The 25316-nt window shown below is 64.1% G+C and carries 22 protein-coding genes and 3 tRNA genes; 13 read left to right on the top strand and 12 right to left on the bottom strand.

What is annotated here, in order from left to right:
- Positions 1 to 37 precede the first annotated feature (37 nt).
- The 3 genes from HU144_RS18695 (at position 38) to HU144_RS18685 (ending at position 4141) form a co-directional block, all read left to right on the top strand.
- The gene (locus tag HU144_RS18695) at positions 38 to 1036 is read left to right on the top strand and encodes a helix-turn-helix domain-containing protein (RefSeq protein WP_235352571.1); all 999 of its coding nucleotides are present in this window, start codon (positions 38 to 40) and stop codon (positions 1034 to 1036) included.
- Positions 1037 to 1164: 128 nt separating this feature from the next.
- On the top strand, positions 1165 to 2661 hold the full coding sequence (locus HU144_RS18690) for an APC family permease (protein ID WP_235352570.1): 1497 nt from the start codon (positions 1165 to 1167) through the stop codon (positions 2659 to 2661).
- Positions 2662 to 2725: 64 nt separating this feature from the next.
- Positions 2726 to 4141, top strand: coding sequence for an aldehyde dehydrogenase family protein (locus HU144_RS18685; protein ID WP_235352569.1), 1416 nt, complete (start codon positions 2726 to 2728; stop codon positions 4139 to 4141).
- 110 nt (positions 4142 to 4251) lie between these two features.
- On the opposite strand, the gene HU144_RS18680 is transcribed toward HU144_RS18685, so the two are convergent.
- Positions 4252 to 5157: a LysR family transcriptional regulator gene (locus tag HU144_RS18680; protein ID WP_235352568.1), complete on the bottom strand. Its 906-nt coding sequence runs from the start codon at positions 5155 to 5157 to the stop codon at positions 4252 to 4254.
- Positions 5158 to 5282: 125 nt separating this feature from the next.
- Between HU144_RS18680 and HU144_RS18675 the strand changes: the two genes are divergently transcribed.
- Genes HU144_RS18675 through HU144_RS18665 form a run of 3 tightly spaced genes read left to right on the top strand, consistent with a single transcriptional unit; the run spans position 5283 to position 9446 of the window.
- Positions 5283 to 6995, top strand: coding sequence for an acyl-CoA dehydrogenase family protein (locus HU144_RS18675; protein ID WP_235352567.1), 1713 nt, complete (start codon positions 5283 to 5285; stop codon positions 6993 to 6995).
- A gap of 26 nt (positions 6996 to 7021) precedes the next feature.
- Complete coding sequence (locus HU144_RS18670; protein ID WP_235352566.1) at positions 7022 to 8248, top strand: CaiB/BaiF CoA transferase family protein; 1227 nt, start codon at positions 7022 to 7024, stop codon at positions 8246 to 8248.
- Position 8249: 1 nt separating this feature from the next.
- Positions 8250 to 9446 (top strand): acyl-CoA dehydrogenase family protein, encoded by a 1197-nt coding sequence (locus tag HU144_RS18665; RefSeq protein ID WP_235352565.1) that lies wholly within the window; start codon positions 8250 to 8252, stop codon positions 9444 to 9446.
- 56 nt (positions 9447 to 9502) lie between these two features.
- On the opposite strand, the gene HU144_RS18660 is transcribed toward HU144_RS18665, so the two are convergent.
- Positions 9503 to 10381: an oxidoreductase gene (locus HU144_RS18660; protein ID WP_235352564.1), complete on the bottom strand. Its 879-nt coding sequence runs from the start codon at positions 10379 to 10381 to the stop codon at positions 9503 to 9505.
- A 63-nt stretch (positions 10382 to 10444) separates the two neighbouring features.
- On the opposite strand from HU144_RS18660, the gene HU144_RS18655 reads away from it, so the two are divergent.
- Together HU144_RS18655 and HU144_RS18650 are read left to right on the top strand one after the other, a co-directional pair.
- Positions 10445 to 12142, top strand: a complete 1698-nt coding sequence (locus HU144_RS18655) for an ABC transporter transmembrane domain-containing protein (protein ID WP_235352563.1) — start codon at positions 10445 to 10447, stop codon at positions 12140 to 12142.
- Positions 12139 to 13923: an ABC transporter ATP-binding protein gene (locus tag HU144_RS18650; protein WP_235352562.1), complete on the top strand. Its 1785-nt coding sequence runs from the start codon at positions 12139 to 12141 to the stop codon at positions 13921 to 13923. The genes HU144_RS18655 and HU144_RS18650 overlap by 4 nt, the downstream gene beginning before the upstream one ends.
- 25 nt (positions 13924 to 13948) lie before the next feature.
- On the opposite strand, the gene HU144_RS18645 is transcribed toward HU144_RS18650, so the two are convergent.
- Together HU144_RS18645 and mgtE are read right to left on the bottom strand one after the other, a co-directional pair.
- Complete coding sequence (locus tag HU144_RS18645; RefSeq protein ID WP_235352561.1) at positions 13949 to 15214, bottom strand: C45 family autoproteolytic acyltransferase/hydolase; 1266 nt, start codon at positions 15212 to 15214, stop codon at positions 13949 to 13951.
- A 77-nt stretch (positions 15215 to 15291) separates the two neighbouring features.
- Complete coding sequence (gene mgtE / locus HU144_RS18640; RefSeq protein ID WP_235352560.1) at positions 15292 to 16659, bottom strand: magnesium transporter; 1368 nt, start codon at positions 16657 to 16659, stop codon at positions 15292 to 15294.
- A 103-nt stretch (positions 16660 to 16762) separates the two neighbouring features.
- On the opposite strand from mgtE, the gene HU144_RS18635 reads away from it, so the two are divergent.
- Complete coding sequence (locus HU144_RS18635; RefSeq protein WP_235352559.1) at positions 16763 to 17245, top strand: DUF1648 domain-containing protein; 483 nt, start codon at positions 16763 to 16765, stop codon at positions 17243 to 17245.
- Between the two features lie 17 nt (positions 17246 to 17262).
- Here the strand turns inward: HU144_RS18635 and HU144_RS18630 are convergent, their stop codons facing one another.
- Both HU144_RS18630 and HU144_RS18625 read right to left on the bottom strand, forming a co-directional pair.
- Positions 17263 to 17640, bottom strand: coding sequence for a universal stress protein (locus HU144_RS18630; RefSeq protein WP_235352558.1), 378 nt, complete (start codon positions 17638 to 17640; stop codon positions 17263 to 17265).
- A 9-nt stretch (positions 17641 to 17649) separates the two neighbouring features.
- A complete protein-coding gene (locus tag HU144_RS18625) occupies positions 17650 to 19077 on the bottom strand; it encodes a sugar porter family MFS transporter (RefSeq protein ID WP_235352557.1) in 1428 nt (475 codons plus the stop codon).
- A 95-nt stretch (positions 19078 to 19172) separates the two neighbouring features.
- Between HU144_RS18625 and HU144_RS18620 the strand changes: the two genes are divergently transcribed.
- On the top strand, positions 19173 to 19979 hold the full coding sequence (locus HU144_RS18620; RefSeq protein ID WP_235352556.1) for an isocitrate lyase/PEP mutase family protein: 807 nt from the start codon (positions 19173 to 19175) through the stop codon (positions 19977 to 19979).
- A gap of 22 nt (positions 19980 to 20001) precedes the next feature.
- Here the strand turns inward: HU144_RS18620 and HU144_RS18615 are convergent, their stop codons facing one another.
- The 3 genes from HU144_RS18615 to HU144_RS18605 form a co-directional block, all read right to left on the bottom strand.
- A complete protein-coding gene (locus HU144_RS18615; protein WP_235352555.1) occupies positions 20002 to 20466 on the bottom strand; it encodes a hypothetical protein in 465 nt (154 codons plus the stop codon).
- 87 nt (positions 20467 to 20553) lie between these two features.
- Positions 20554 to 21609 carry a patatin-like phospholipase family protein gene (locus tag HU144_RS18610; RefSeq protein ID WP_235352554.1) on the bottom strand — a complete coding sequence of 352 codons (1056 nt, stop codon included), beginning with the start codon at positions 21607 to 21609 and terminating at the stop codon, positions 20554 to 20556.
- Between the two features lie 45 nt (positions 21610 to 21654).
- Positions 21655 to 22551, bottom strand: a complete 897-nt coding sequence (locus HU144_RS18605) for an SDR family oxidoreductase (RefSeq protein ID WP_235352553.1) — start codon at positions 22549 to 22551, stop codon at positions 21655 to 21657.
- A gap of 213 nt (positions 22552 to 22764) precedes the next feature.
- Here HU144_RS18605 and HU144_RS18600 point away from each other — a divergent pair, with 213 nt between their 5' ends.
- Positions 22765 to 23607: a CPBP family intramembrane glutamic endopeptidase gene (locus HU144_RS18600; protein WP_235352552.1), complete on the top strand. Its 843-nt coding sequence runs from the start codon at positions 22765 to 22767 to the stop codon at positions 23605 to 23607.
- A gap of 72 nt (positions 23608 to 23679) precedes the next feature.
- Here HU144_RS18600 and HU144_RS18595 read toward each other — a convergent pair.
- From HU144_RS18595 to HU144_RS18585, 3 genes are all read right to left on the bottom strand, one after another.
- Positions 23680 to 23752, bottom strand: a tRNA-Phe gene (locus HU144_RS18595).
- A 69-nt stretch (positions 23753 to 23821) separates the two neighbouring features.
- Positions 23822 to 23895, bottom strand: a tRNA-Asp gene (locus tag HU144_RS18590).
- A gap of 48 nt (positions 23896 to 23943) precedes the next feature.
- Positions 23944 to 24016, bottom strand: a tRNA-Glu gene (locus HU144_RS18585).
- Positions 24017 to 24199: 183 nt separating this feature from the next.
- Here HU144_RS18585 and HU144_RS18580 point away from each other — a divergent pair.
- Positions 24200 to 24547, top strand: a complete 348-nt coding sequence (locus HU144_RS18580; protein ID WP_235352551.1) for a metallopeptidase family protein — start codon at positions 24200 to 24202, stop codon at positions 24545 to 24547.
- Between the two features lie 245 nt (positions 24548 to 24792).
- On the top strand, positions 24793 to 25293 hold the full coding sequence (gene ybaK / locus HU144_RS18575) for a Cys-tRNA(Pro) deacylase (RefSeq protein ID WP_204235035.1): 501 nt from the start codon (positions 24793 to 24795) through the stop codon (positions 25291 to 25293).
- Positions 25294 to 25316: the final 23 nt, after the last annotated feature.

Genomic DNA, 25316 nt, shown 5'->3' with positions numbered 1-25316 from the left:
AGAGGTCGACGATCGGTCGTTTCTGCAGAGGACGAAGATGTTACTTGAGAGCACAGCCTCCGACTTCGATGGGTGGAAGTCCCTCGTCTCGGACTCCTTCGTGCCGCTGGACACCGAGCCCCAGCGCCGCGGCGGCTTCCGGGGCGCGATCAGCGCTCGTGACTACGACTCCGTGGTCATGTCCCACATCAGCGCCAACCCTCACGCAGTGCTGCGCACACCCAGCCTCATCTCCGCCGATACCGATACCGATACCGATACCGATATTGGTACCGGCACCGGCACCGGCGCCGGCGCCCAGAGGGCAGGCGGGGCGAACTACTACAAGGTCTCGCTCCAGCTCAAGGGGCATGGGCTGCTCGTCCAAGACGGACGGGAAGTGTCTCTGGCGCCTGGGTCTCTGGCCATCTATGACACCTCGAGGCCCTACACGCTCAGCTTCGACTGTGACTTCTCGTCCTATGTCATGATGTTCCCGCAGACGCGGGTCAATCTGCCCACCGATACTGTCCGTCAGCTCACGGCCACCTCGATCGGCGCTGACCATCAGCTCGGTGCGGCTGCCACCCAGCTCATCACTCAGGCCGGGGCCATGCTGCCCACGCTCAGCCGATCCGTGGGTATCCGGCTGGCCGGCAACGTCGTCGACCTGCTCACCACGGTCATGGCCGATGAGCTGTCTGCGGCAGAGGCGCCGGGGGAGAGGCAGCGACTGTGGTCGCAGATCACCACCTACATCGAGGACCACCTCGCCGATCCGCAGCTGACGCCGTCGACGATCGCCGCCGCGCACTTCATGTCGGTACGTGCCCTCCACCAGATCTTCGAGGGCAGTGGTGAGACGGTCTCCAGTGAGATTCGCCGCCGCCGGATCGCTCGCTGCCGCCACGACCTCGCCGACCCACTGCAGGTACAGGTCCCCGTCGCCGCTATCGGCGCTCGCTGGGGTCTGAGCGACCCTGCCCACTTCTCGAGGCTCTTCCGCAACGTCGTGGGATCGCCTCCCGCGCAGTTCCGTCGCAGCGCTTTGCGCTGACTCGGGTCAGCAGCCATCGACGCGGTGTTGTCTGCGCCGAAAGACAAGAGTGCTGCCTCCAGAGCCAAGACACTGATAGGGCCGATGAGAGAACCTGACGATACAGCCACTATCGTAAGGGGGATCACATGGGCGTGAATCTCAGCACTGGCAGCGAACCTGACAGCGCATCCCATCAACCAGCCACCGCGGGTCTCGACTCGCGCCGGATCGGCACAGTCGCTCTCGTCTTCATGATCATCGCGGCCTCGGCGCCCCTGACCGTGGTCGCCGGCGGTGTCCCGAGCAATTTCGCGGTCACCGGTCTCCTCGGAATCCCATTGTCGTTCGTCGTCCTCGGCATCATTCTCGTCCTCTTCGCGATCGGGTATGCGGCCATGAGCCGACACGTGCACAATGCCGGTGCCTTCTTCGCCTACATCTCCAAAGGGCTGGGAAAGCCCGTGGGGATGGGCGCGGCCCTGACCGCGCTGGTGGCCTACAACTCGATGCAGATCGGCATCGCCGGAATGTTCGGCTTCGTCTTCTCCTCCTTCCTCGATTCCCTCTTCGGTCTGCAGGTCGCCTGGTGGATCTGTGCGCTCATCGCCTGGGTGATCGTCGGACTCATGGGCATCAGCCGTGTCGACTTCTCCGCGAAGGTCCTCGGTATCATCGTCGGCACCGAGTTCCTCGTCGTCATCGTCTTCGACATCATCGGTTTCAGTCACAGTCCCGAAGGCGTCACCGCCGACGGACTGCTGCCCGACCAGCTCTTCGCGCCCGGAGTCGGCGCGGCTCTGGCATTCTCGATCGCAGCGTTCATGGGCTTCGAATCCGGCGCGATCTATAACGAAGAGGTCAAGGACCCCAAGCGCACAGCAGGCCGGGCGACGATCATCGCAGTCAGCATCATCGCCGTGTTCTACACCTTCTCCGCCTGGGCGATGACCGTGGGCGAAGGTGTCTCGAACGTCGTCGGACGCTCTCAAGAATTCGGTCCGGATCTCATGTTCGTCTTCCTCGGTGAGCATGCCCCGGTCTGGTTCGTCGACCTGTCCAACCTGCTCTTCCTCACCTCACTGCTGGCCGCGCTCGTCGCCTTCCACAACATTGTGGCCCGCTACTTCTTCGCCCTCGGCCGTGATCGGGTGCTGCCGACCGTCCTCGCCAGAACCTCCCGCCGAGCGGGTGCACCCGTTGCCGGGTCTCTGGCCCAGTCAGGGATCGCTCTCATCGTCATCCTCGTCTTCGCATTCGTCGGCGCCGGCAGTGAGGATCCGCTCTTCCCTGTTGTCACCCTCTTCACCTGGCTGACGAACATGGGCGCATTCGGACTCGTCTTGCTCATGGCGCTGACCGCGCTGGCCGTGGTCGGATTCCTGCGCTCTCACTCACACGAATATTCGTTGTGGACCAGGGCGATCGCACCAGGGCTCTCAGCGATCGGGTTGATCGTTCTGTTCATCGCCATCGTCATCAACTTCAACGTCCTCATCGGCCTCGAAGGCACCTCGGTGCTCTCCTGGCTGCTGCCCGCCATTGTGCTTGTGCCTGGCATCATCGGCACAGCTTGGACCTTCGTCCTCCGGTCGAGGCGCCCACAGCTCTATGCAGGTATCGGCACAGGTGGAAGCCTGGGATGAGACTCCAACCCGACCGATCCGTAATTCCCGCAACTACTTGTTCCACACCCAGAAAAGGAGAATCATGAGCACCGACCTCACCACTTTCGCAGGACTGCTGTCGACCATCGAAGACCCCAACGGTCGAGAACTGCTCGATCCTGCCACCGGCGAGGTCGTCGGTCGCACCCGTGAAGGCAGCACCGCCGACATCGACACCGCCGTTGCAGCTGCACGCAAGGTTCAGCCCGAATGGGCGTCGCGGACGTCGAAGGAGCGCAGCGATCTGCTGAACCGGGCCGCTGACGCGGTCGAAGCCTCCGCCGAGGCATTGGCCGAGCTGCTCTCGCGTGAACAGGGCAAGCCGCTCAACGGACCCAATGCCCGCTTCGAGGTCGGCGCCTGCGCCGCATGGCTGCGGGCCAATGCCGCCTTCGAGCTCGAGCCTGAAGTTCTTGTCGAGGATGAGGAGACCCACGCCGAACTCCACTACGGACCCGTCGGCGTCATCGGAGCAGTGGGGCCCTGGAACTGGCCGATGATGATCTCCGTGTGGCAGTTCGCCCCCTCGTTGAAGATGGGCAACACCGTCGTTCTCAAGCCCTCGGAATACACGCCTTTGTCGGTGCAGGCACTCGTCGCAGTCATCAACCAGGTCCTGCCCGCCGACGTTCTCACCGTCGTCCCCGGCGGCGGCGAGGTCGGCGCGGCCCTGACCTCCCACGCAGATGTCGACAAGATCATGTTCACCGGATCGACGAAGACCGGTCAGGCAATCATGCGATCGGCCGCCGATACTCTGGCCCGACTGACCCTAGAGCTGGGCGGCAACGACGCCGGAATCGTGCTCGAAAACGCCGATCCTGCGGCCATTGCCGGTGACCTGTTCTGGGGTGCGTTCATCAACACCGGTCAGACGTGTGCGGCGATGAAGCGCCTCTACGTGCCCGAATCCCTCTACGACCAGGTCTGCGATGCCCTCGTCGAGGTGGCCAAACAGTCACCGATGGGCGTGGGCCTCGAAGAGGAGAACGTGCTCGGGCCGCTGCAGAACAAGGCGCAGTACGACATCGTCGCCAAGCTCGTCCAGGCAGCCAAGGACTCCGGTGCCCGGGTGCTCACCGGGGGAGATCCTGTCGCGGACCAGCCCGGATACTTCTACCCGACCACGCTTGTCGCCGACATCGACAACGACAACCCGCTGGTCGCAGAGGAGCAGTTCGGCCCGGCTCTGCCGATCATCAAGTACACCGACCTGGAACAGGCCATCGGCTGGGCCAACGAACTCGAGGTCGGCCTCGGCTCCTCGGTCTGGGGCAGCGACCTCGAAGAGTGCAAGAAGGTCGCGGCCCGCCTGGAAGCAGGATCGACCTGGATCAACAAGCACGGTGCCGTGGATCCGCGGATTCCCTTCGGCGGTGTGAAGAAGTCAGGCTTCGGACTCGAGTTCGGACTCGAAGGGCTCAAGCACGTCAGCGTCCCACACGTGATCAGCTGGTAGCACTCGCCCGCCCTTCCTACCCCACTAATACTCCCCGACGTCACTGATTTCGCGTGGCGCCGGGGAGTTTTAGTGACGTCGGGAAGTTTTAGCGGGAGGTGCGCTCCGGCTCAATTTGTTTTCGGTAGCTGCGCCTCGGGCAGGATCTCCTGCACGATCTCGACGACCCGGGCCAGGGCCTTCGAAGGATTGTTGCGGCGCCAGCCGAGCGCCAATGTGAACGCATCCCCACCCTCGGCGAGGCGAACATAGGTGACACCGTCGATGCGGATGTGATTCGAGGACTCGACGACGATCGCGATTCCGACCTGCGCTCCGACGAGCGCAAGCAGGCTGTAGGGATCCGGTGCCTCCTGCGCGATGTGCGGAAGATAGCCGGCCTGATCGGCCAGGCGCATCATCGCCTCCCGCACCTGCGAACCGTGCGAAGGCGCGTAGGTGATGAACGGCTGCTCCTTCAGATCCGCCATGGAGACGCTCTCCGCCCCGGCGAGTTCGTGGCTGGTGGGGACCGCGACCATGACCCGTTCCTGCCGGATGACGTGGACGGCGATGCCTGCCGGCGCTGGCGGGGAGATGATCCCCATATCCATGGTCCCGTCACGAACGGCCAAGGCCGACTCACCGGAATACGTCTGTGGGTGCATCTCCAGGGTGATGCCGGGCTGTCGGTGCGCGACCTCCCGGGCGAGCAGGGACAGGATCGAATAGCCGCTCGTGCCGCCGAACCCGATCCGGACCCGGCCGACCACGCCTTCCTTCGCAGCACGGGCGATGCGTCGCGCGCCCTCGACCTGGGCCTGGATCGCGCGAGCGGGCTCGAGCAGCGCCTCACCTGAGGAGGTCAGTCGCACCCGGCGCGTTGTCCGTTCGAACAGCTGCACGTCGAGGTCCTTCTCGAGGGCGCGGATCATCTGGCTCAAGGCCGGCTGCGCGATGTGCAAGGTCTCCGCCGCCCGTCCGAAGTGCAACTCCTGTGCGACGGCGAGGAAAGCCGAGAAATGCCGCAGTTCCATGGTGCCCGCTTTCGTTGTCGTTCGGCCGTATCCGCAGACAGCCGAGCATTGATAAAGAATCGCAAATAATGACCATGAGATTACGTCTTGGACGCCGTGTAATACAAGTGGAACAGTAAGGAACCATGAACTACGTCGACCTCGATCCGGCCCTGCAGCCCCTCATCGAGACCTACCTTGAGTCAGCAGATCGAGAGCTGCTCGCTCCGGTGCTCACTGCACTTGGCGCCGATGCAGCGCAGCGCCTCGCTCCGCTGGCCGACGTTGCGGACAAGAACCCGCCGACGCTGGAACAGTTCAACCGCGAGGGCGATCGCGTCGACACGATCGACTACCACCACAGCTACCAGGAGCTGCAGAAGGCCGCCTACGAGGAATACGGCCTCTCCGCCCTTTCACACCGCGGCCTCCACGGCTGGGACGACGTACCACCCCACCTGGTCAAATACATCCTCTCCTACGTCTTCGTCCAGGCCGAGTTCGGTCTGGCCTGCCCCGTGTCCATGACCGATGCCGCTGCCCGGACCCTGCGGAAGTTCGGTGACGGGGAGCAGATCGCCGAGGCAATTGATCGTCTGATCTCGACCGATCCCGAACGTCGGTTCACCGGTGCGATGTTCATGACCGAGATCCATGCCGGCACGGACATCGCTCAGACTTCGACGGTGGCCGAACGCGACGGCGAGAACTGGGCCCTGTCCGGGCGCAAATGGTTCGCCTCGAATCCCGACGCTGACATCATCCTCACCCTCGCCAGATTCCCCGGCGGCGATGACACCACACGCGGAGTCGGACTGTTCATGCTGCCCAAGCACCGTCCGGACGGGACGAAGAACTCATATGTCATCGACAGGCTCAAGGACAAGCTCGGTACCCGGTCGATGCCCAGCGGCGAAGTCACTCTCGACGGGGCCTATGCCGTCCAGGTCGGGGCGCTCGAGCGCGGATTTCGGCAGATGGCGGAGATGGTCAACACCTCCCGCCTGTCCAACGCGATGCGTGCCACAGCCCTCATGCGCCGGTCGATCAACGAAGCGCTCGCCCACGCCCGCACACGTGTGGTCTTCGGCAAGACCCTCATTGAGGCACCCCTGATGCGCATGACACTTTTGCCGCTGCAGGCCGAGGCCGAAGCCGCACTCGGACTCGTCTTCTACTGCGGTGACATGCTGCAACGGGCCGATGCCGGTGACGATTCCGCGGCCGCGCAGATCCGCGTACTCACCCCGCTGGCCAAGCACTACATCTGCAAACGTGCCCGGTTCGTCACCGGGGAGGCGATGGAGGTCCGCGGCGGCCGCGGCTACATCGAGGAATGGCCCGATGCCCGCCTCGTCCGCGACTCCCACCTCGGCTCCATCTGGGAAGGCTCGAGCAACGTCATCGCCCTCGACGTGCTGCGCTGCATGCGCAAACAAGACACGCACCGACTCTTGGCGAACACGATGACGGAGAAGCTGAACACCATCACCCTCGCCGAGGCGGGTCCTGAGGTCAGTGAGCTCCTGACCAGATGGAGCGCGATCGTCGACCGCGGTGACGCCATTGTGAGCGCCGAATCCGAAGCCGCCGAAGCTCTCATCGGTGGGTATGCCGATGATCTGGCACAGCTGATTATGGCTACCCTGCTGCTCGAGCAGGCCGATGCCGAAGCCACCCGTGACGGCAACTTCCGCAAGCTGCTCGTCGCGAAGACCTTCATCGGCAGCAACATCACGGGTGACGAGTCCGCCGTGGTCGAAATCCTGTCCCACTTCGAGGACATCGTCGATGGGGCGAGTCTGACCAGCGAATCTGTCTCGGCTGGCACCGTCTCAACTCCTACACCCGTGGCCTGAAGCCACCTCAACCATCGGAGCATCACATGAGAACCACAGCAGAAGAAGCAGCACACGACGAAGCCCTCACTGCCGACGAGACCTTCACTGGACCGCTCGCGGGTGTACGCGTCATCGACCTGTCGAAGATCCTCGCCGGTCCCTATGCCACGATGTCCCTGGCCGATCTCGGTGCCGAGGTCATCAAGGTCGAGCATCCTGATGGGGGAGACCCCACCCGAGCCTGGGGCCCACCGACTGTGGGCGCCGATGCCACGTACTTCCACGCCGCGAACCACAGCAAAAAGTCTGTGACGATTGACCTCAAATCCGATCGGGGCCAGGAGCAGGTCCACGAATTGCTGGCTGAGGCCGATGTGCTGGTCGAGAACTTCCGACCGGGCAGCTCGCTGCAGCAGATCTTCGATTACAAAGAGCTCTCGGCCAGATTCCCGCACCTCGTCATCCTCCACATTTCCGCCTACGGAGACCACGGGCCGATGCGCGATGAACCCGGCTACGACATGGTTGCCCAGGCTCGCGGAGGACTCATGTCCCTGACCGGAGAGGCCGGGGGGCCACCGATGAAGTCCGGGTTCGCCATGGGCGATCTGGGTGCGGGGCTGTTCGGCATCATCGGCATCGTCTCCGCGCTCTTCGAACGCAGCCGGACCGGCAAGGGCCAATACCTGACGACCTCCCTCTATGAAGGCCAGCTGGCGTTGCACGTGAACTGGGCGACGAACTACTTCGCTGACGGCAAACGCCCACACGCGCTGGGCTCCGGCCACCCCAACCTCGTGCCCTATCAGGCCTACCCGGCCGCCGATGACTACTTCGTCATCGCCATCGGCAACGACTCCCTGTGGCAGCGGCTCTGCACAGCCATCGACCGACCAGACCTCGGCGGCGACGAACGCCTGTCGGTCAACCGTGGTCGAGTCGAGAACCGTGAATACCTCAACGCGGAACTCTCCCGCACCCTGCGCACAAACACCGTCGAGCATTGGTGCGCGAAGTTCTCGGCCACCGGCATTCCCGCCGCACCGATCAAACACCTCGACGAGGTCTATTCCGATCCGCAGACCGAAGCCCTCGGGATGGTCCAGACGGTCGACCATCCCACCGCCGGACCCATGCGGCAGGTGGCATTCCCCGTCAACTTCAACGGAGTCCGCCCACCCGTGCGTTCCGCGCCACCGGAGCTCGGAGCAGATACTCACGACATCCTCGACGCCGCCGCCCACCCACACCCAGCCACCACAGGAGCCTGAAATGACTACGACCGCCACTGCGCAGGACGCCGCCGACCTCGACAAGTCCGACCTCCTCAATCTCGAAGGACTCCTCAGCAAGTCCGAGATCGAACTTCGCGACAAGGTGCGGGCCTTCGTCGATGAGCGTTTCCGTCCGAACATCGCCGACTGGTATGAGAACGCCATCTTCCCCCGCGAGATCGTGGCCGAGATGGGCGAGCTCGGACTGCTGGGCATGCATCTGCACGGCTACGGCTGCCCCGGGCGAACCGCCGTCGAATACGGCCTCGCGGCCATGGAGCTCGAAGCCGGTGATTCGGGACTGCGGACCTTCGTGTCCGTGCAGGGATCCCTGGCTATGTCCGCGATCCACAAATTCGGGTCCGAAGAGCAGAAGAACCGGTACCTGCCGGGGATGGCCAAGGGAGAGATCATCGGCTGCTTCGGTCTGACCGAACCCACCGCCGGGTCCGACCCCGGATCAATGGCCACGACTGCCGTGCGCGGCGACGACGGCACCTGGACCCTCAACGGTGTCAAGAGGTGGATCGGGCTGGCCTCGATCGCCGACATCGCCGTCATCTGGGCCGCGACCGACGAAGGCATCCGCGGCTTCCTCGTCCCCACCGACACCGAAGGCTTTGAAGCGACCCCGATTGAGCAGAAGCTGTCGATGCGCGCCTCCATCCAGTGCGACATTACCCTTGACGAGGTCCATCTCCCCGCCGAGGCGGTCCTGCCCGAAGTCCGAGGACTCAAGGGGCCGTTCTCCTGCCTCAATGAGGCCCGTTACGGAATCATGTGGGGCGCGATGGGCGCCGCCCGCGACTCCTACGAGGTGGCTCTGAAGTATGCGCAGGAGAGGATGCAGTTCGACAAACCACTCTCCGGCTATCAGATCACTCAGCAGAAGCTGGTGAATATGGTGCTCGAGATCCAGAAAGGGATCCTTGTGGCCGTGCAGACCGGTCGCCTCAAGGATGCCGGGACGCTCGATCCGGTCCAGATCTCGGTCGGAAAACTCAATAACTGCCGCGAGGCGATCGCCATCTGCCGGGAGGCCCGCTCGATGCTCGGCGGCAACGGCATCACACTCGAATACTCACCGCTGCGGCATGCGAATAATCTCGAATCGGTGCGCACCTACGAAGGCACGGATGAGGTGCACACTCTGATTCTGGGCCGTCACATCACCGGTGAGCAGGCGTTTCGGTAGGCCGGGAGGCAATTGGACGGGGTGTTGAAAAAGCGTCGCGCGATGAATTCCACGACCTAGAGCGGAAACCTGACTCCCGTCAGCTCCTCCGACACCGTCCACAGGCGTCGGGCAACCTCGGCGTCCTTGGCTGCAGCTGAGCGGCCGACGAGTTTCGGCTGTCCGAAAGTCTCTTTGAAACGGCGCGGGCCGACGTAGCTGTTGCCCGGGATGTCAGCTGTGGCTGCGCACAGCGTCGGCACGGCGCCCTGCTGCTCGTCCTGTGAGATCAGACCGATCACGGCTTCGGTGACTGACGCGAGCAGTCGGTTCCCCCGCTGTCGGTAGAGATTCGTTGCCGCCAGCCCCGGATGGGCCGCGGTCGCGGTGACAGAGGAGGACACCTCGGAGAGCCGTCGCTGGAGTTCGGAGGTGAAGAGGAGGTTCGCAAGCTTTGACTGCCCGTAGGCCGCCATCGGTCTATACGGTCTGTGTTCCCAACTGAGATCATCGAAGTCGATGGTCCCCATCCGATGCCCGATCGAGGAGATGGTGACCACCCGATCGCGGATCTGGGGCAGAAGCAGGTTGGTCAGCGCGAAATGGCCGAGGTGGTTTGTGCCGAACTGGGATTCGAATCCGTCAGCAGTGCGACCCAAGGGTGGGGCCATGATCCCTGCATTGTTGATGAGGATGTCGATGGGGTCGGTGAAATCTTCAGCGAAGGCACGCACCGAAGCGAGGTCGGCGAGGTCGAGATGTCGTACATCGACTGTTCCGCGCATCGTCTCGGCCGCAGCGCGTCCCTTGTCCAAGTTGCGTACAGCAAGCACCACTTGGGCGTCCATGCCTGCGAGCATGGATGCTGCCGTCCGTCCGATTCCGCTGTTGCCACCGGTGATGACGATGGTGCGGTCGGCTGCGGATGAGATGTTGTCATCGAGCCTTGTGCCCATGAAGCCATCGTAAGCCCAAGTGCGGAACTCCGCGGTCCGTCGCACAATGTTAGGGTAGCCTTCGTGCCGAAGACTCCCTCATCAGGTTCGATGCTGCTGCGCAGAGCCGCCCGGCGTCGCCTCCGACTGCTCGTGCCCGGAGCCATCACCCTGTCGCTGTGGCAGGTCTGTGAGGCACTCGTCCCGGTCGCCATCGGCATCGTCGTCGACGTCGCGATCATCCCGCTCTCCCTTCCGATGCTCCTCGTCTCGATCATCGGCATCGGCCTGCTGTTCACCGTGCTCAGCCTCGGTTACAGATTCGGTGCACGATTGTGCAATTCTGCCCGCGAACACGAGGCGCACGCTCTGCGCGTCGAGATCACCCATGCGGCTCTCACCTCGGCGAGCCTTCCACCCGACCGAGCCTCCGGCGAAGTCCTCTCGATCGCTTCGGCAGACGCGGACACCGCGGCACAGTCCTTCGCCCAGCTGGGGCGGGGGATCGCTTCGGTGCTGGGCATGATCACAGCCGCCGTCTTCCTCCTCATCGCTGACCCCGTGACCGGACTCGTCGTCCTCATCGCCGTACCCATCGGCCTCCTCATCGTGGCCCTGCCCGGACGATCCGTGTCTACGAAAGCCAATGCGCAGCTTGAAGCGGTGGCACGCGCAGGCCGTTCGGCCTCCGACCTCATGCACGGTCTGCGCGTGATCAAGGCCATGGGCGGAGAGACCTGGGCCGTGAACCGCTACCGACACACCTCGGACGAGGCCGCGACCGCCGGCATCGCCACCGGTGAGAGGACCGGACGGCTCGCCGGGCTCGGCGCCCTCGTCATGTCGTTCGTGCTCGCAATCGTCCTCATCGTCGCCGGTCTGCGCCTCATCGACGGCCAGATGAGCGTCGGGGCGCTCATCGGCATCCTCGGCATGACAGCGTTCCTCACCGAACCGATGCGCGCGCTGGCCGAGATCGTCGGACTCTTCGCCCAATCCCATGGAGCCGCCCAGCGGATCTCCCAGCTTCTGGGGGACATCGACGGCGCCGAATCGACGACAGCACCGAACGACGTTGCCGCACCGACCATCGACATCGACAACGAGGCGATCAGCATCCGCGATTGGGCCCTGGGAGAGGACCGCACGGTCGACTTCACCACCACATTCGGCTCCCTGACCTGCATCGTCGCAGAAGCGCCCGAGTCGGAGGCTGCGCTGATCGCGGCCCTGAGCACTCACGCCCGCGGGACCGGACCGGACCAGATGGTCGTCTCACCCCACACTGTCGACCTGTTCGAAGGCACGATCCGCTCCAATGTCACCATGATTCTCGGCACCGACAATGCACCCGTTTCCGCCGAGGTGCTGGCGGCCTCCGGTGCCGATGAACTCCTCGACCTCGTCGACGCCGGACTCGACCACCGCATCCAGGAACTCGGAGGCAACCTCTCCGGCGGCCAGCGTCAGCGGGTGGCCTTGGCTCGCGCCCTGCACGCCGATCCCCGCATCCTCGTCCTTCATGAACCGACCACTGCGGTCGACGCCGTCACCGAAGCACGGATAGCGGCCGGACTCCAGAAGCTGCGCAGCTCACGCAGCGCCGCCGCAACGCTCATCTTCACCAGCTCACCGGCATTCCTCGCCGCCGCCGAGACCGTCGTGTTCGCGCCCACCACGGGCCCGAGCCTCGTGGGGAAGCATGCCGACCTCCTCGCCGCCGCAGACGCGGACGCCGACAACACGTCTGCCGAGGCCTATCGAAACGCGGTGACCCGATGAGCGAGCAGACCACCCTGGCGATCGCTTCCAGACGCCGCTCGTTCGCGCATCTGGCCCCGCTCCTTCGCGCACGGTGGGGGTGGCTCGTCATCCTCGTCCTCGCCGGAATCGCCAACGCCGGCGCCGGGCTCGTGGGGCCATGGGCGATCGGTCGCCTCGTCGACGAGCTCCCTGCCGGCGCCGGTTCTGACGTCGTCATCACGTGTGCGACAGCAGTGGCCATCGCAGGCGTGGTCATGGCGCTGGGCACTTGGATCGGCGCGTGGGCGCTGGCCCATATCGCGATGCCCATCGTCGGTGACCTGCGCACACAGGTCGTCGAATCCGCACTCAGGCTCGAATCCCAGCGCATCGAATCGACTGGCACCGGAGACCTGGTCTCCCGCGTCGCCGACGACTCTCGCAAGATCAGCGAGGCGGCCGCGCAGGTGCTGCCACTCGTCGTCGAATCACTGCTCATCGTCATCGTCTCCGCCGTCGGCTTGGCCGCGATCGACTGGCGTCTGGGCCTCGTCGGTCTCGTGGCACTGCCGATGTACTGGCTCACCCTGCGGTGGTATCTGCCCAGGTCGGAGCCGATCTACAAAGAAGAGAGAGCTGCTTTCGGCCGCCGCGCCGGTCGCCTCCTCGGCGGTCTCACAGGTGCCCGGACCCTGCGTGCCTACCGCGCTGAGTCAGGGGAGCTGGCTCGTATCGACTCCGCCTCCGGGCAGGCCCGGGACCTGTCGATCGGCGTGTTCAGCTTCCTGACCCGCGCCTTCTCACGCAATAACCGCGCCGAGGCTGTCGTGCTCTCCCTGCTCCTCATCGCCGGATTCGTCCTGGTCTTCGCTGGCGAGACGACCGCCGGTGCCGTGACCACCGCGGCTCTGGTCTTCCACCGCCTGTTCAATCCCATCGGCGCCCTGGTCGGCCTCTTCGACCAGATCCAATCCGCCGGTGCCTCGCTGACCCGCATGGTCGGCGTCATCGACGAAGCATCGGCCTCGCCGAGGCGGACGACCGATATCAGCATCGACCGCCCCGTACTGGTATTGGACGATCTGTGGTTCACCTACGATGAGGACCCGGAGTCGAGCAACCATGTCCTCAAGGGCGTGAGCCTGCGCTTGAACCCCGGCGAAGTCGTCGCCGTCGTCGGCACCACAGGGGCCGGGAAGTCCACGCTCGCACGGATCGCGGCGGGTCTGTCAGCGCCCACCCGCGGACGGGCCGGACTCGATTCGGGCACAGCCGCCTCGGCGGGGGACATGGTGGAACTGACCGATCTGCCGGAAGATGTGCTGCGCAACCACATCACGATGGTCGCTCAGGAGGTGCACACCTTCAACGGCACTCTGCGTGAGAACGTGGCGCTGCCGGTCCCGGATGCCTCAGATGCGCAGATCACCGCAGCCTTGAGCACGGTCGGGGCCGGTTGGGTCAGCGAACTGTCCAAGGGACTGGACACCGAGGTCGGTGACGGCGGAACCCGTCTGAGTGCGGTGCAGGAGCAGACGATCGCACTCGCCCGTCTGGTGCTGGCGAATCCTGACTTCGCGATCCTCGACGAGGCCACCGCTGAGGCGGGATCGGCGGGAGCTCACGTGCTCGAAGCCTCTGCCCGTGCCGCATTGGCCGGCCGCGGGGCTCTCGTCGTCGCCCACCGGCTCAGCCAGGCCGAGACCGCTGACCGGGTCCTCGTCATGGAACACGGCGAGGTGATCGAGGAGGGCAGTCACGAGGAACTCGTCGCCGAGAACGGTCGTTACGCGCAGCTGTGGTCGGCGTGGTCGGCGTGAGGTTATGGCCGTTGAGTGTGGACGCTCAGCGCCAGCGCTGCCAGGCTGCCTGACGGCTGACGTCGGCCATCTCGGCGACCCGGGCCCAGGAATTGTCCTCGGCCATCGTGCGAGCACTGGTGCCCAAGGCCTCACCGACCTCGGCGGAGAGGCTGAGCAGCGCCGAAAACGCCGCAGGGTCCGGCGAATGGGACAGATCGTGGACCGCCTGCCGTGCCGTGTCGAGCAGATCGGCCACAGCAGGGCCTGCCGATTCTCTGACCGGATCCGCGATCGGCTGGTTGTCGGGCTGCCTGTCGACATGCATCGGTTCGGGACTGTCTTCATCGAGGGTCACGATGATCATCTCCTCGGTAGAGTGCAGGCTGCGGGTCCAGCTGCGGTCGTGCCAATGATATTCGACCTGGCCACGCAGCGGCAGATAGACGGCAGTGTACAGGGTGCCGAAGGCGTTGTCGTAGTCGTCGCTGAAGACTCCGGGGCTGAGCATCGTCTGGGCCATCTCCTGCACATCGCATCCCTGCTCCACTGCCTCGGTGAGCAGGTCCTGGCGCTCGACGCTGCGGAACCGTCGCGCGTGGTCGGGGAATTCCGGGTGGCGACCGCGATGGTTCGTTGCAACCGGATCGTTGATGATCTCTGGGGTCATTCCCGGACCGACGTAGGCCGTCACCGACGTGCCTTGGGCATCGATCATGGTCAGGTTGTAGAACATGGACACCGGTATCGTCTCGAGTCGGCGCAGGGCCTCCGGCACGGAGCCGGCGACCTCCAGGAGGAAGCGGACGACCAGCGGCGCGGCGAAGCCGTCGCCGTCGCCTGGCCGCCCGCCGAAGGCCAAGGAGACGGCGAGCCCGTCCTCATTCATTCCGTCGAGCAGGCCCCACAGGCAGTCCGAGGTCCCGATCACCCGGCGGGAGTCGAAGCGAGTCGAGGCGTGGACCTGTTCGAACAGCTCCAACCCGTAGTCGTAGTTGCGTACCAGCGCTGGCTCAGGGGATTGCAGGGCAACCTGTGAACACCCGGGCAGGAAACGCGGCGGGTTCCACAGTGTGAGCATGCGAGCCGCGGTCTCGTCCCCGCGTGCGAGTTCGACCAGACGCTGCCAGGTGGGGACGAGTTCGGGCATGTGTTCGCGCAGTTTGGCCTCGGCCGTAGCCAAACTGGGGCGGGCGGTGTCCCCGTCGCGGAGATACCACGCCCGGTAGGCGGGCCACACGGTATCGAACAGTATCTGCCAGCGGGTCGAGGGGCGGTCTTCGGTGATGGCAAAGAAGTTGAATGAGGTCATGCGTCAAGGCTAAGTTGACACTTTCAATGTGTCAATAAAATCTTGACATCTCGTGGCGGCTGGGTGTTCGTCGGGCCTCAGCTGAGCCCCAGAATCGTCGTCGCAATGGTGAAGTAGATGATCAGGCCGGTGGCGTCGCAGAAGGTGGAGATGAACGGGTTGGAGAAGACCGCCGGATCCGCCCCGACGCGCTTGGCGATGATCGGCATCAGCCCGCCTACAGTCGCGGCCATGATGCACACGGACAGCAGGGTGAGGCCGATGACCAGCCCGATCGCCCGCCCATAGACGAGCCCGGCGACAATGAATCCCAGACCACCGAGCACAGCGCCCAGCAGCGCACCGACCCGCAGCTCGCGCCAGATGACCTTCCCGAGGTCGCGGATCCGCACTTCGCCCACGGCCAGCGCTCGGGTCACGGTCGTTGCGGCCTGGTTGCCGGTGTTGCCTCCCGTGCCGGTGAGCAGAGGGATGAAGAGGGCGAGGATGACGACCTGATCGAGCCGGTCCTCATAGACCTCGAGAACCTGGACGGTGAGGATCGCGGAGACCGCGAGGACCAACAGCCATACGATGCGGCTCTTGACCAGGCGGAAGATCGTCGAGGACAGGTAGGAGCGGTCGAGAGGTTCGGAACCGCTGGACCGGGCGATGTCCTCGGCGTCCTCCTCATCAACGATGTCGAGGACATCGTCCATGGTCAGGATCCCGACGAGGCGGTCCTCCTTGTCCACGACCGGCATCGCAATGAGCCGGTGGGAGAGGAACTCACGTGAGGCGACCTCACGATCGGTCAGCGCCTGCGTGCTGATCGATTCACGCACCATGTCCCCGACAAGACCCTCGGACTCGGCGGCGATGAGGTTGCGCAGGGACACCACGCCCAAGAGGACACGACCGACCCCGACGACGGGCAGGAGGTAGACGGTCTCAGGACCGTCGATGCGGGCGCGGACGACCTCCATAGCCTCGGCGGCCGTCCAATCCTCGTGGAGGCTGAGCACCTCGGGTGACATGTAGCGGCCGATCGCCTTCTTCGGGTAGCCGAGGACCGCGGTCGTCATCTCTCGTTCTTCGGCATCGAGGCCGCTCATCAGCCTGCGGGCGACGTTGGCGGGAAGTTCGCCGAAGAGTTCGGCACGGTCATCGGGATCGAGGCCTTCGACGATGTGGGCGACCTCCGGTTCCCGCAGGCTTTGGATCAGTTCCGCCTGATAACCCGGCGGAAGATTCTCGAAGACCGCGAGAGCGTCATCCTTATCCAAGATGCGGAAGAGGACCGCCGACTGCAGCGGAGTGCTCGTGTGGACGAGACGGGTCAGTTCGGGGAGTGGAATCTGATGCGTGAGATCCGCGATCTCGTCCATCGCGGACCGGTCGATTCGTCCCGACAGTGCGGATTCGAGGCGGTCGGCCGCCGAGTTCTCCACCGTCATGTCTGTCATGACTGCTCCTTTGCGTCCGCTGCCCGTGTGATCGCTGTCCACCCTATGCCACTGCCGGAGACGGAGCCCAAAGGGGCCAGCGCGCAGAGGGTACGATCGTCGCATGGTGGGGCAGCAGAACTATGCGACGACATTCGAGACCGGAACCGCAACCAGGTGGATCCGACGCGCGACGCTGATTGCGACCGCTGTGCTCTCAGTCGTTGTGCTGGTCAGCTACCCGATGCTGCCTGATCTGATTCCCACCCACTTCAACCTCGCCGGCATGGCCGACGGCTATGGTCCGAGCTGGACGGTGTTCGTCATCGTCGGCCTGCTCGCTGCCCTCATCGGCGCCACGTCCTGGCTGTCCACGCGGCCGCAGATGCTCAATTTCCCGGTTGTCGTGACTGAGGAGAACGCGCAGCAGATCTTCCGTGAGTCGGAGCGGATGATGGTGTGGGTCTCGGCCGCACTGTTCATCGTCTACCTCGGCACGGCCATCTCCTCCTGGGGCGGCTACGGAGCGCCCGCCTTCCTCGTGGGCATCCTCGGCCTGGCGCTCGCGACGATCATCGGCGTCAAACGAACACTGACAGCCGGCTGAGCTCAGCACGTTGCCGGTCAGCGTTTCTTCGCAGCCTCCGGCACCCGAACGGTGAGCACGGGGACAGGGGAGCGGAGGATGAGGCGTTGGGCCACGGAGCCGAGCAGGACCTTGCCCACACGGGAGCGACTGCGCACACCGAGCACGAGGCGATCCACCTCGGCGACGTGATCGCGCAGCTCATCGAGGACCGCGGTGACGGGATCACGATCCCCGCGCCCGGACCGGTTGATCAGCTTCACTTCGAGGTGACGAGGAATCTCATCATCGGTGAGGTCATGGAGGGTGAGGTTGATGAGGAGCAGGCCCGTGTTCAGTGCCCTGGCCTCAGCGACGGCACTGTCCAGTGCCGTGCGTCCCTCAGGGCTGTCGGTGACGGCTACTGCGACTGACATGTTGACTCCTTACTTTCTGCCGTACTTCGCCTTGAACTCGCGTTCGAACTCGGCCAGATCTTTGTCCTTGGTCTCGGGAAGAAGGAGGAACAGGAAGATGAAGGCGAGCACGGCGCAGCCGGCGAACATGCTGAATGTCGCCGTCATTCCCATCGCCTCGATGAGCGGCGGGAAGAACTGGGCGACGATGGCGTTCATGATCCACAGCACGAACACGCAGATGCCCATGGCGAAGCTGCGGATCTTCATCGGGAAGATCTCGGAGAGCATCAACCAGGTCAGCGGCCCGACCGTGCCCTGCATCGAGAATACGAAGAGGACGAGGAACACGAGAACCGTCCACGCCTGACCCGGTCCCGGCGGAATGACGACGGCGGTGAGCGCGATGAGGATGTGGAAGAACGCAATGAGGGCGTAACCGGTGAGGAACATGACCCGACGCGGCAGCTTGTTGAGCAGGAACATGCCCAGCGAGATGCCCAGCAGCGAGAAGACTCCGTTGGCGATGTTGCCGATGATCGCGACACCGGAATCGAGCCCGGCATTGGTGAGCAGCTGCGTGCCGTAGTACATGACCGAGTTGATGCCGGTCAGCTGCTGGAAGAAGCCGAGGCCCACGCCGATGATGACCAATCGCAGCACCCAGCGGGTTCCGAGATCGGAGAGCCCACCGGTGGCCTGCTTGGCGTCCTCGGATGCGAGGTGGGTGACCTCGGCGACCTCCGCCTCGGCGCGTTCGGGGGAGCGGACCTGTCTGAGCACCACGAGAGCCTCCTCCGTGCGGCCCTTCGAGATCAGCCAACGGGGGCTCTCTGGTTGGAAGATCATGCCCACGAGCAGCGCGATGGCCGGGGCGAGGGCGACGAGGAGCATCCAGCGCCAGATGGAGTCGACATGGCCCCAGACGTTGAAGATCACGGCGTTGATGATGAACGCTGCGAGCTGCCCCGCCACGATCATCAGCTCATTGCGGGTGACGAAGGAGCCGCGTTTCTCTGAGGGGCCGATCTCGCCCAGATAGACGGGGACGGTGGCGGAGGCTCCGCCGACTGCGATGCCCAGGACGAAGCGGGCACCGATGAGGAACTCCGCGCCCGGGGCCAGCACACAGCCCAGCGTGCCGATGATGAAGACACCTGCCAGCAGGAGGATCGTGTGACGCCTGCCGTAGGCGTCGGCGACGCGACCGCCGAAGACCGCGCCGAATGCGGCACCGACCATGAGGCTGGCGACGACGAGCCCCTCCGACAGCGGCGTGAGACCGAAATCTTGGCTCAGCGGTTCGAGCGCACCGTTGACGACGCCCGTGTCATAGCCGAAGAGGAGCCCACCGAAGGTGGCCACGGTGGCGATGACGCCGAGGCGATGCACAGGCCGACCCGAACCCGCATGCGGCAGGTCGAACTGTTTCTCGGAGCGATAACGCGAAGCAGACATGGATGACTCCCTTCTCCTTCTCTTTTCTAACACAGCCCGTTGTCGTGTTCTCGAACGAGGAGTGAAGCGAGCAGCGTGAGGCCTAGCATGGGGGTATGAGCGATCAGATCCCGGCCTCCGAGCGTCAGCCCTCCCGCAGCCAGTCGTTCCACCGACTGCACCGTCCGGGGGCGCCATTCGTTCTGCCGTGCGCCTGGGATGTGGCAAGTGCCCGATTGTTCGCCGAGGCGGGTCACCCGGCCGTGGGCACGACCAGTCTGGGTGTGGCTGCCGGAATCGGCGCTGCCGATGAGGACCGTGAAACCCTGACCGCGATGGCCGATCTGATCGGCAACATCTCCCGAACCCTGCCCGAAGTGCTGCTCACCTGCGATTTCGAGGATGGGTACAGCGACGACCCGGCGGCAGTCGTCGCTACCCTGCAACAGGGATTCGCCGTCGACGGCATCAACATCGAAGACGCCACCGGCGGCTGCCTCAGCGAACCCGCCGCGCTCGCCGCCAAGGTGAGCGCGATCAAGGATGCGCTTCCTGGTCTGTTCGTCAACGCGCGCATCGACACGTACTGGACGGGTCAGGACAGCCTCGGCGACACCCTTGAACGGATGCGGCGCTATGTCGACTCCGGGGCCGATGGGATCTTCGTGCCCGGGGATCTCGATCTGGAGACCACCGGGCGGATCGTCGACTCCTGTCCGCTTCCGGTCAATGTGCTCGCCAGTCCGCGCTTCTCACGTGACCAGTTCGCCGAGGTGGGGGTGGCCAGGATCAGCACCGGCTCCCTGCTCTACCGAGCCGCGATCTCAGCGGCAGTGCAGTCGCTGAGTGGGCTGAGCGAAGACCGCCCGGCGCAGACAGCGAACGTGCTGTCCTACCGGACGGTCTCCGAGCTGGGCGACTAGCCTCAGCGGGCCACGTAGCGTTTCAGTCGTCTATTCCGTCGTCGGCGAGTGCGTCGACATCGAGATCGTCACCGGCGAGTTGGGCGACTTCTGCATCGTCTTGGTCTTCGGAGATCATATGATCGCTGCGACGATTGCCCTGTTCGGCAGCGGGCGAGGAATCCGTGGAGAACTCTTCCGAAATGTCGGGGGCGTCATTCCCAGATTCCAAGCCCTGCGCGTCCAAGAGCTCATCGTCGGCACCTTCGATGCCGGTTCCCTCGGGGCCCTCTGCCCCGGGTTCGACGGCCGGAGAGTCTTCGGCATCGAGTTCGGTGTCCGCATCGAGTTCGGTGTCGACGTCATCGGCTTCGGCCTCGGCGGCGTTGAGCTCCGGGTCGTCGAGTTCGTCGGCGGTGGGCTCGTCGAGAGTGGGATCATCCGTCTCCGGCGCCCCCATCTCGGGTTCGTCCTGCCACGGTGTCGGATCGGTGGGATTGTCGCTCATGATCGCTCCTTCGGTGGTGGTCGATGGTTCTGTCTGTCGACGCCCACATTGTTGCACGAGCAGGCGCCAGCGCGCAGGTGCCCTGGTTCACCGTCGGTCGTAGCGTTCCTTCCACGTCTGCCAGTCCCAGGTGCTGAGGAAGTCTTCGGCCGCGGTCTCACCCGATCCGATGAGGCCGAGCTTGTCCGCCAGCGTCAAGGCGAAGTCGGTGCTGCTCTGGGATGCCGTGTCGACGAAGATCGTCCGGTCGGTGACCGAGGGTTCATCGATATGACGCCGGTCGTGGGCGTTGATCATGGTCGACAGCAGAGAGACGGCGTATTCGTAGGTGTTCGCATTGGGCCGCCATTGGGTTTCGGCCGTGGTTTTGGCTGAGAGCATCACACCCAGGGTGGGCCAACGAGCGGGCTGACTGTCTTTGCGATCGAAGATGTCGACGGGGAAGTTCGACAGCAGCCCGCCGTCGGCCCCGAGCACCGTGGCACCACCGGCCACCTGCGGATCTGCTCGCAAAGAGCGGGGCCGGAAGAAGAACGGGGTCGCGGCCGAGGCACAGACCGCCTCGGCGACGGACTGAGAATCCGGGTCGACGCCGAGCGCAGATCGGTAATCCCAGGGCAGTCGCAGCATGCGACCGCGGGAGACATCGGAGACGATGACGACGAGGCGGTACTGCCTCTCCGGCGGCAGCGCGCTGTGGGGGTCGTGCAGGCGCAGGTCTCCCCAGGTGCGGATGCCCTGATCAGCGAGGATGTCGGCTAGGAAGTCGTGGAGGGCGGTGCCGAGATACATGCCCTTGTGGAACAGAAGCCCCTGGACCTTCCCGAGCCACGGCACGAGCCGGAAGGCCGGACTGAGATCCTCGAAGTCGGTGAAGTCCTTGTCGAGAACCGTCTCGATGAGACTCTCCGGCGGAATGCCCGCAGCGGTCAGGGCTCCGACAACCGCACCGGCCGAGGTTCCCGCAATGCGGTGGAAGGAGTAGTCGGCTGAGCTCAGTGCATTGACCGCGCCGATGAGTCCGGGAAGCTTGGCCCCTCCGCCTTCGAGGACCAGATCGGTGACGGCCATGGCGTCCTCCTTCTGCGCAGCTTCGGTGTCTGAGCCACCGCGGGGTCGATGCTCCTCCTCATCATTGTCCATCGAGTAGGCGTATAGCCAAAGATGAGGAGGAGTTCGTGTCCCTCGTCAGCGTCGGGCAGGGGCCGGGGCTGCGGTCGGATCGGCGGAATTCAGTTCCTGTGCCGGCGAGGCGGTATTCGACTCCGCCGCCGCGGGCCGACGGCCGGTGAAATGATCCATGGTCTTGTTGACGCCGAGGAAGTCCAGCACCCGGTCGAAGGCCTGCGTCGGCAGCATCCGCATACTTGGCAGCAGACGGACCAGGGAGGGCATGACCAGCTGTTCGCGCCCGGATTCGATGGAGTCGATGACCTTGGTGGCGACGTTGTTCTCCTCGAGGATGGGCAGCAGGCGAGGGAACTTCGTGGTCACGCCCTCGAACATGCCGGTGTTGATGTAGAAGGGGCACACGACGAGAGTGTTGACGTTGCTGCCGTCGGTGCGCAGCTCATTGCGCAGGGACTCGGTGAAGCCCAGGGCGGCGAATTTGCTTGCCGAATAATCAGTCTGCTTGGCCACTCCGGTGAGGCCCGCGGCGCTGGAGATGGTGACCACGCTGCCGCGGTCACGTTCGAGCATTCCGGGCAGGAAGGCACGTGTCGTCCAATACAAAGCGAGGGTGTTGACGTCGTAGACCCGTCGGATGGCGTCCTCATCGGCGTCCAGCAGCTTCTTGCCGGTGACGATTCCGGCGCAGTTGATGAGGACATCGATCGGGCCGGTTTCCTCTGCGGTGGCTGTGACCTGGCTGGAGTCGCCCACATTGACGGCAAATGAGCGGGCCTGCGTTCCTGCCGCCACGAGTTCATCGCGTACGCGCTGTCCACTCTCGGCCGAGAGGTCCCAGATCAGAATCTCTGCGGCTCCACGTGCTGCAGCGTCGAGGGCCATCAGGCGTCCGATTCCGCTGCCTGCACCGGTGATCAGCACTCGTGCACCATTCATTCGGGTACCACGTGTCATATTTTTGCTCCTTTGCATCGTGAGTTTCAGCGCATGGTTCGGTTGGGAACTCTGTTACCGCCATCACAATACATGCCATGGTTACCGTGGCGTAACCGGTTGGTCCCATCTGTTTTCACTCTCAGGGGTGATGTCCGCCCGGATAGATGCCCCCTATCGTCGCCGATGGCCGGGGCAAACGCTCACGGTCTTCTTGCGAATGGAGTCAGTGTCGTGCGTCTCATCAAACAGCTCATCGCCGTCGTGGCAGTCACCGTCCTCGGAGGAATCGCGGCGAATATCGTCGGAGGAAACGGGGTATTGGCTCTGCTTGCAGGACTCATTACTGCAACCCTCACGCTCATCGTCTACCGCGCTGTCGTGCGGCGCACGGAAAATCGCCCGGTCACCGAGTTGTCGCGAACAGGCGCCGCCCGGTCGCTCGGCCTCGGAGCGCTCATCGGCATCGGCCTGTTCGCGCTCGTGATTGCGAATATCGCGCTCCTCGGCGGGTACGCGGTCGATGGTTTCGGATCTCCAGGAGCCTTGCTGGGACTGCTCGGTCTCATGGTGGCGGCCGCGGTCACTGAGGAAGTGATCTTCCGGGGTGTCCTGTTCCGAGTCGTCGAAGAGTGGACCGGCTCATGGGTCGCCATGTCGGTCACCGGACTGCTATTTGGTCTCATGCACCTGCTCAACCCCAACGCCTCCCTCTTCGGTGCGATCGCCATCGCGGTCGAGGCCGGCTTTATGCTCACCGCCGCTTATATGGCGACAAGACGACTATGGGTTCCGATCGGTCTGCATTTCGGATGGAATATAGCTGCCGGTGGAATCTTCAGCACTGAAGTCTCCGGAGCCAATACACCGCAGGGGCTGCTGGATGCGACGATGTCAGGCCCGGTGCTCCTCACCGGCGGAGACTTCGGACCTGAAGGCAGCGTGTTCTCCATCGGAATCTGTGTACTTACAGGTGCCGTCTTCGTCTGGATGGCTCATCGACGCGGCAGAATTCTTCCGCTTCGTGGTGGGCAGCAGATATCGGAGGCCTCCGAGCCAGTGCTCCACGAGAGCTGAATCTGGCAGGGTTGAATCTGGCACAGAAAAGCCCCCGGACTTCCGCAGAAATCCGGGGGCTTCCCCTGATTGTGGCTCCGACCGGCGTCGATCCGGTGACCTTTCGATTTTCAGTCGAACGCTCTACCAACTGAGCTACAGAGCCAGGTCGTCAACATACGTCAAGTATGTTGAGAGAAACAAAGGCCCTTCCGAAGAAGAGCCTTGTGCTCCGCGACCCTGACCGGACTCGAACCGGCGACCTCCGCCGTGACAGGGCGGCGCGCTAACCAACTGCGCTACAGGGCCTAACTTTGTTGCATCTGATGCGGTATCGGACCTTTCAATCCTACACCGTACCCCCAACGGGATTCGAACCCGTGTCGCCGCCGTGAAAGGGCGGTGTCCTAGGCCTCTAGACGATGGGGGCCCAGGTTGACCTCGGATTCCCCGGGGCAACGACGTTAAGCTTATCCCAACCATTTCGAAGAGTGCAAACCGGCAACCCGTGTCCTCGGTCACACTGCCTCGGGGGCTTTGAGGAGAGTGGTTCGGGGCCCGCGGGAGAACGGCCCACAGTCCCTTCGGAGATCATCCCGGTAGGCTGGTCGACATGGAAGACCTCAGTGAAGAAGAGTTCGAAGCGATCCTTGACGAGGCGCTCGACCAACTTCCTGCGGGCGTGACCGATGAGCTCGACAATGTCGCTCTTTTCGTCGAAGACCGGCCTGAGGATGGCAATACACATGTGCTGGGCCTCTACGACGGAACGCCGGTGGGGGAGCGCGGCATCTCCGGACTCGAGCTGCCGGACAATATCTTCCTCTACCGCGACAATCTCATTGCCTTCGCCGAGGACCGTGACCACCTGCGCAGCGAGATCGTCATCACCATCGTTCACGAGATCGCACACTTCTACGGAATCGATGATGAACGGCTCCACGAGATCGGCTGGGGCTGAGGCCGACAACCTCCGCAGTTGCCCGTGAACACCGGCGTCACCCCAGGTCGTAGGTGGTTTCTCACTCTTCATCAACCGTCATTGATTGGCGCTTGAGCCGGGACTTCGCTTATTGTGGGCGGGTACCCATCAGCATTCGATACAACATTCCGTCCGTATCGACGCGGGAACACAGGGGCGAATGCCCTGGGCAGAAGTGCTCCGCGTGTCCTCGCAGATTTACGGGCAGGAGGCACGACCCCTTTATGACAGTGGCATCCAAACCGACAAGCGCGGCTACCCCGGCCGTCCGTGTACTCAACCTGGCAGGCATCGATTACACCCTGCACAGCTTCGATCACGATCCGAGTACACGCCGTTACGGAACCGAAGCAGCCGACAAGCTCGGCGTAGGCTCCGATCAGGTATTCAAGACCCTCATGATCCAGGTCGACGGCGAACCCGTCACCGCCCTGGTTCCAGTGTCCGGGCAGCTCGACCTCAAGGGCCTCGCCTCCGCACGCGGAGCGAAGAAGGCCCAGCTGGCAGGCGTGGCCGAGACCGAACGTCGCACCGGCTACCCGGTCGGCGGGGTCTCCCCGTTCGGGCAGCGCCATGCTGTGCCGGTCGTCATCGACCGCACCGCACTCGAGCACTCCTCGGTATTCGTCTCCGCAGGTCGTCGCGGCCTCGAGATCGAAATCCGTCCCGAGGACCTCGTCATGCTGACCAATGCACAGGTCGGAAAGATCGCAGCCCTGGACTGATCAGTTCAGCACTGATCAGTTCA

The organism is Brevibacterium sp. UCMA 11752 (assembly GCF_021532235.1).
In the GTDB taxonomy this organism is placed as follows: domain Bacteria; phylum Actinomycetota; class Actinomycetes; order Actinomycetales; family Brevibacteriaceae; genus Brevibacterium; species Brevibacterium antiquum.
The sequence above is the reverse complement of the archived record's forward strand: the minus strand, read 5'-3'. Positions and strand labels throughout refer to the sequence as shown.

What these genes read in the sequence shown, in the direction of transcription:
- HU144_RS18605 (WP_235352553.1), bottom strand. Translation starts at nt 22,551, where the DNA reads ATGACACGTGGTACCCGAATGAATGGTGCACGAGTGCTGATCACCGGT.
- HU144_RS18685 (WP_235352569.1), top strand. Translation starts at nt 2,726, where the DNA reads ATGAGCACCGACCTCACCACTTTCGCAGGACTGCTGTCGACCATCGAA.
- HU144_RS18580 (WP_235352551.1), top strand. Translation starts at nt 24,200, where the DNA reads ATGGAAGACCTCAGTGAAGAAGAGTTCGAAGCGATCCTTGACGAGGCG.
- ybaK (WP_204235035.1), top strand. Translation starts at nt 24,793, where the DNA reads ATGACAGTGGCATCCAAACCGACAAGCGCGGCTACCCCGGCCGTCCGT.
- mgtE (WP_235352560.1), bottom strand. Translation starts at nt 16,659, where the DNA reads ATGACAGACATGACGGTGGAGAACTCGGCGGCCGACCGCCTCGAATCC.
- HU144_RS18645 (WP_235352561.1), bottom strand. Translation starts at nt 15,214, where the DNA reads ATGACCTCATTCAACTTCTTTGCCATCACCGAAGACCGCCCCTCGACC.
- HU144_RS18635 (WP_235352559.1), top strand. Translation starts at nt 16,763, where the DNA reads ATGGTGGGGCAGCAGAACTATGCGACGACATTCGAGACCGGAACCGCA.
- HU144_RS18615 (WP_235352555.1), bottom strand. Translation starts at nt 20,466, where the DNA reads ATGAGCGACAATCCCACCGATCCGACACCGTGGCAGGACGAACCCGAG.
- HU144_RS18610 (WP_235352554.1), bottom strand. Translation starts at nt 21,609, where the DNA reads ATGGACAATGATGAGGAGGAGCATCGACCCCGCGGTGGCTCAGACACC.
- HU144_RS18660 (WP_235352564.1), bottom strand. Translation starts at nt 10,381, where the DNA reads ATGGGCACAAGGCTCGATGACAACATCTCATCCGCAGCCGACCGCACC.
- HU144_RS18650 (WP_235352562.1), top strand. Translation starts at nt 12,139, where the DNA reads ATGAGCGAGCAGACCACCCTGGCGATCGCTTCCAGACGCCGCTCGTTC.
- HU144_RS18630 (WP_235352558.1), bottom strand. Translation starts at nt 17,640, where the DNA reads ATGTCAGTCGCAGTAGCCGTCACCGACAGCCCTGAGGGACGCACGGCA.
- HU144_RS18675 (WP_235352567.1), top strand. Translation starts at nt 5,283, where the DNA reads ATGAACTACGTCGACCTCGATCCGGCCCTGCAGCCCCTCATCGAGACC.
- HU144_RS18670 (WP_235352566.1), top strand. Translation starts at nt 7,022, where the DNA reads ATGAGAACCACAGCAGAAGAAGCAGCACACGACGAAGCCCTCACTGCC.
- HU144_RS18690 (WP_235352570.1), top strand. Translation starts at nt 1,165, where the DNA reads ATGGGCGTGAATCTCAGCACTGGCAGCGAACCTGACAGCGCATCCCAT.
- HU144_RS18625 (WP_235352557.1), bottom strand. Translation starts at nt 19,077, where the DNA reads ATGTCTGCTTCGCGTTATCGCTCCGAGAAACAGTTCGACCTGCCGCAT.
- HU144_RS18620 (WP_235352556.1), top strand. Translation starts at nt 19,173, where the DNA reads ATGAGCGATCAGATCCCGGCCTCCGAGCGTCAGCCCTCCCGCAGCCAG.
- HU144_RS18695 (WP_235352571.1), top strand. Translation starts at nt 38, where the DNA reads ATGTTACTTGAGAGCACAGCCTCCGACTTCGATGGGTGGAAGTCCCTC.
- HU144_RS18680 (WP_235352568.1), bottom strand. Translation starts at nt 5,157, where the DNA reads ATGGAACTGCGGCATTTCTCGGCTTTCCTCGCCGTCGCACAGGAGTTG.
- HU144_RS18665 (WP_235352565.1), top strand. Translation starts at nt 8,250, where the DNA reads ATGACTACGACCGCCACTGCGCAGGACGCCGCCGACCTCGACAAGTCC.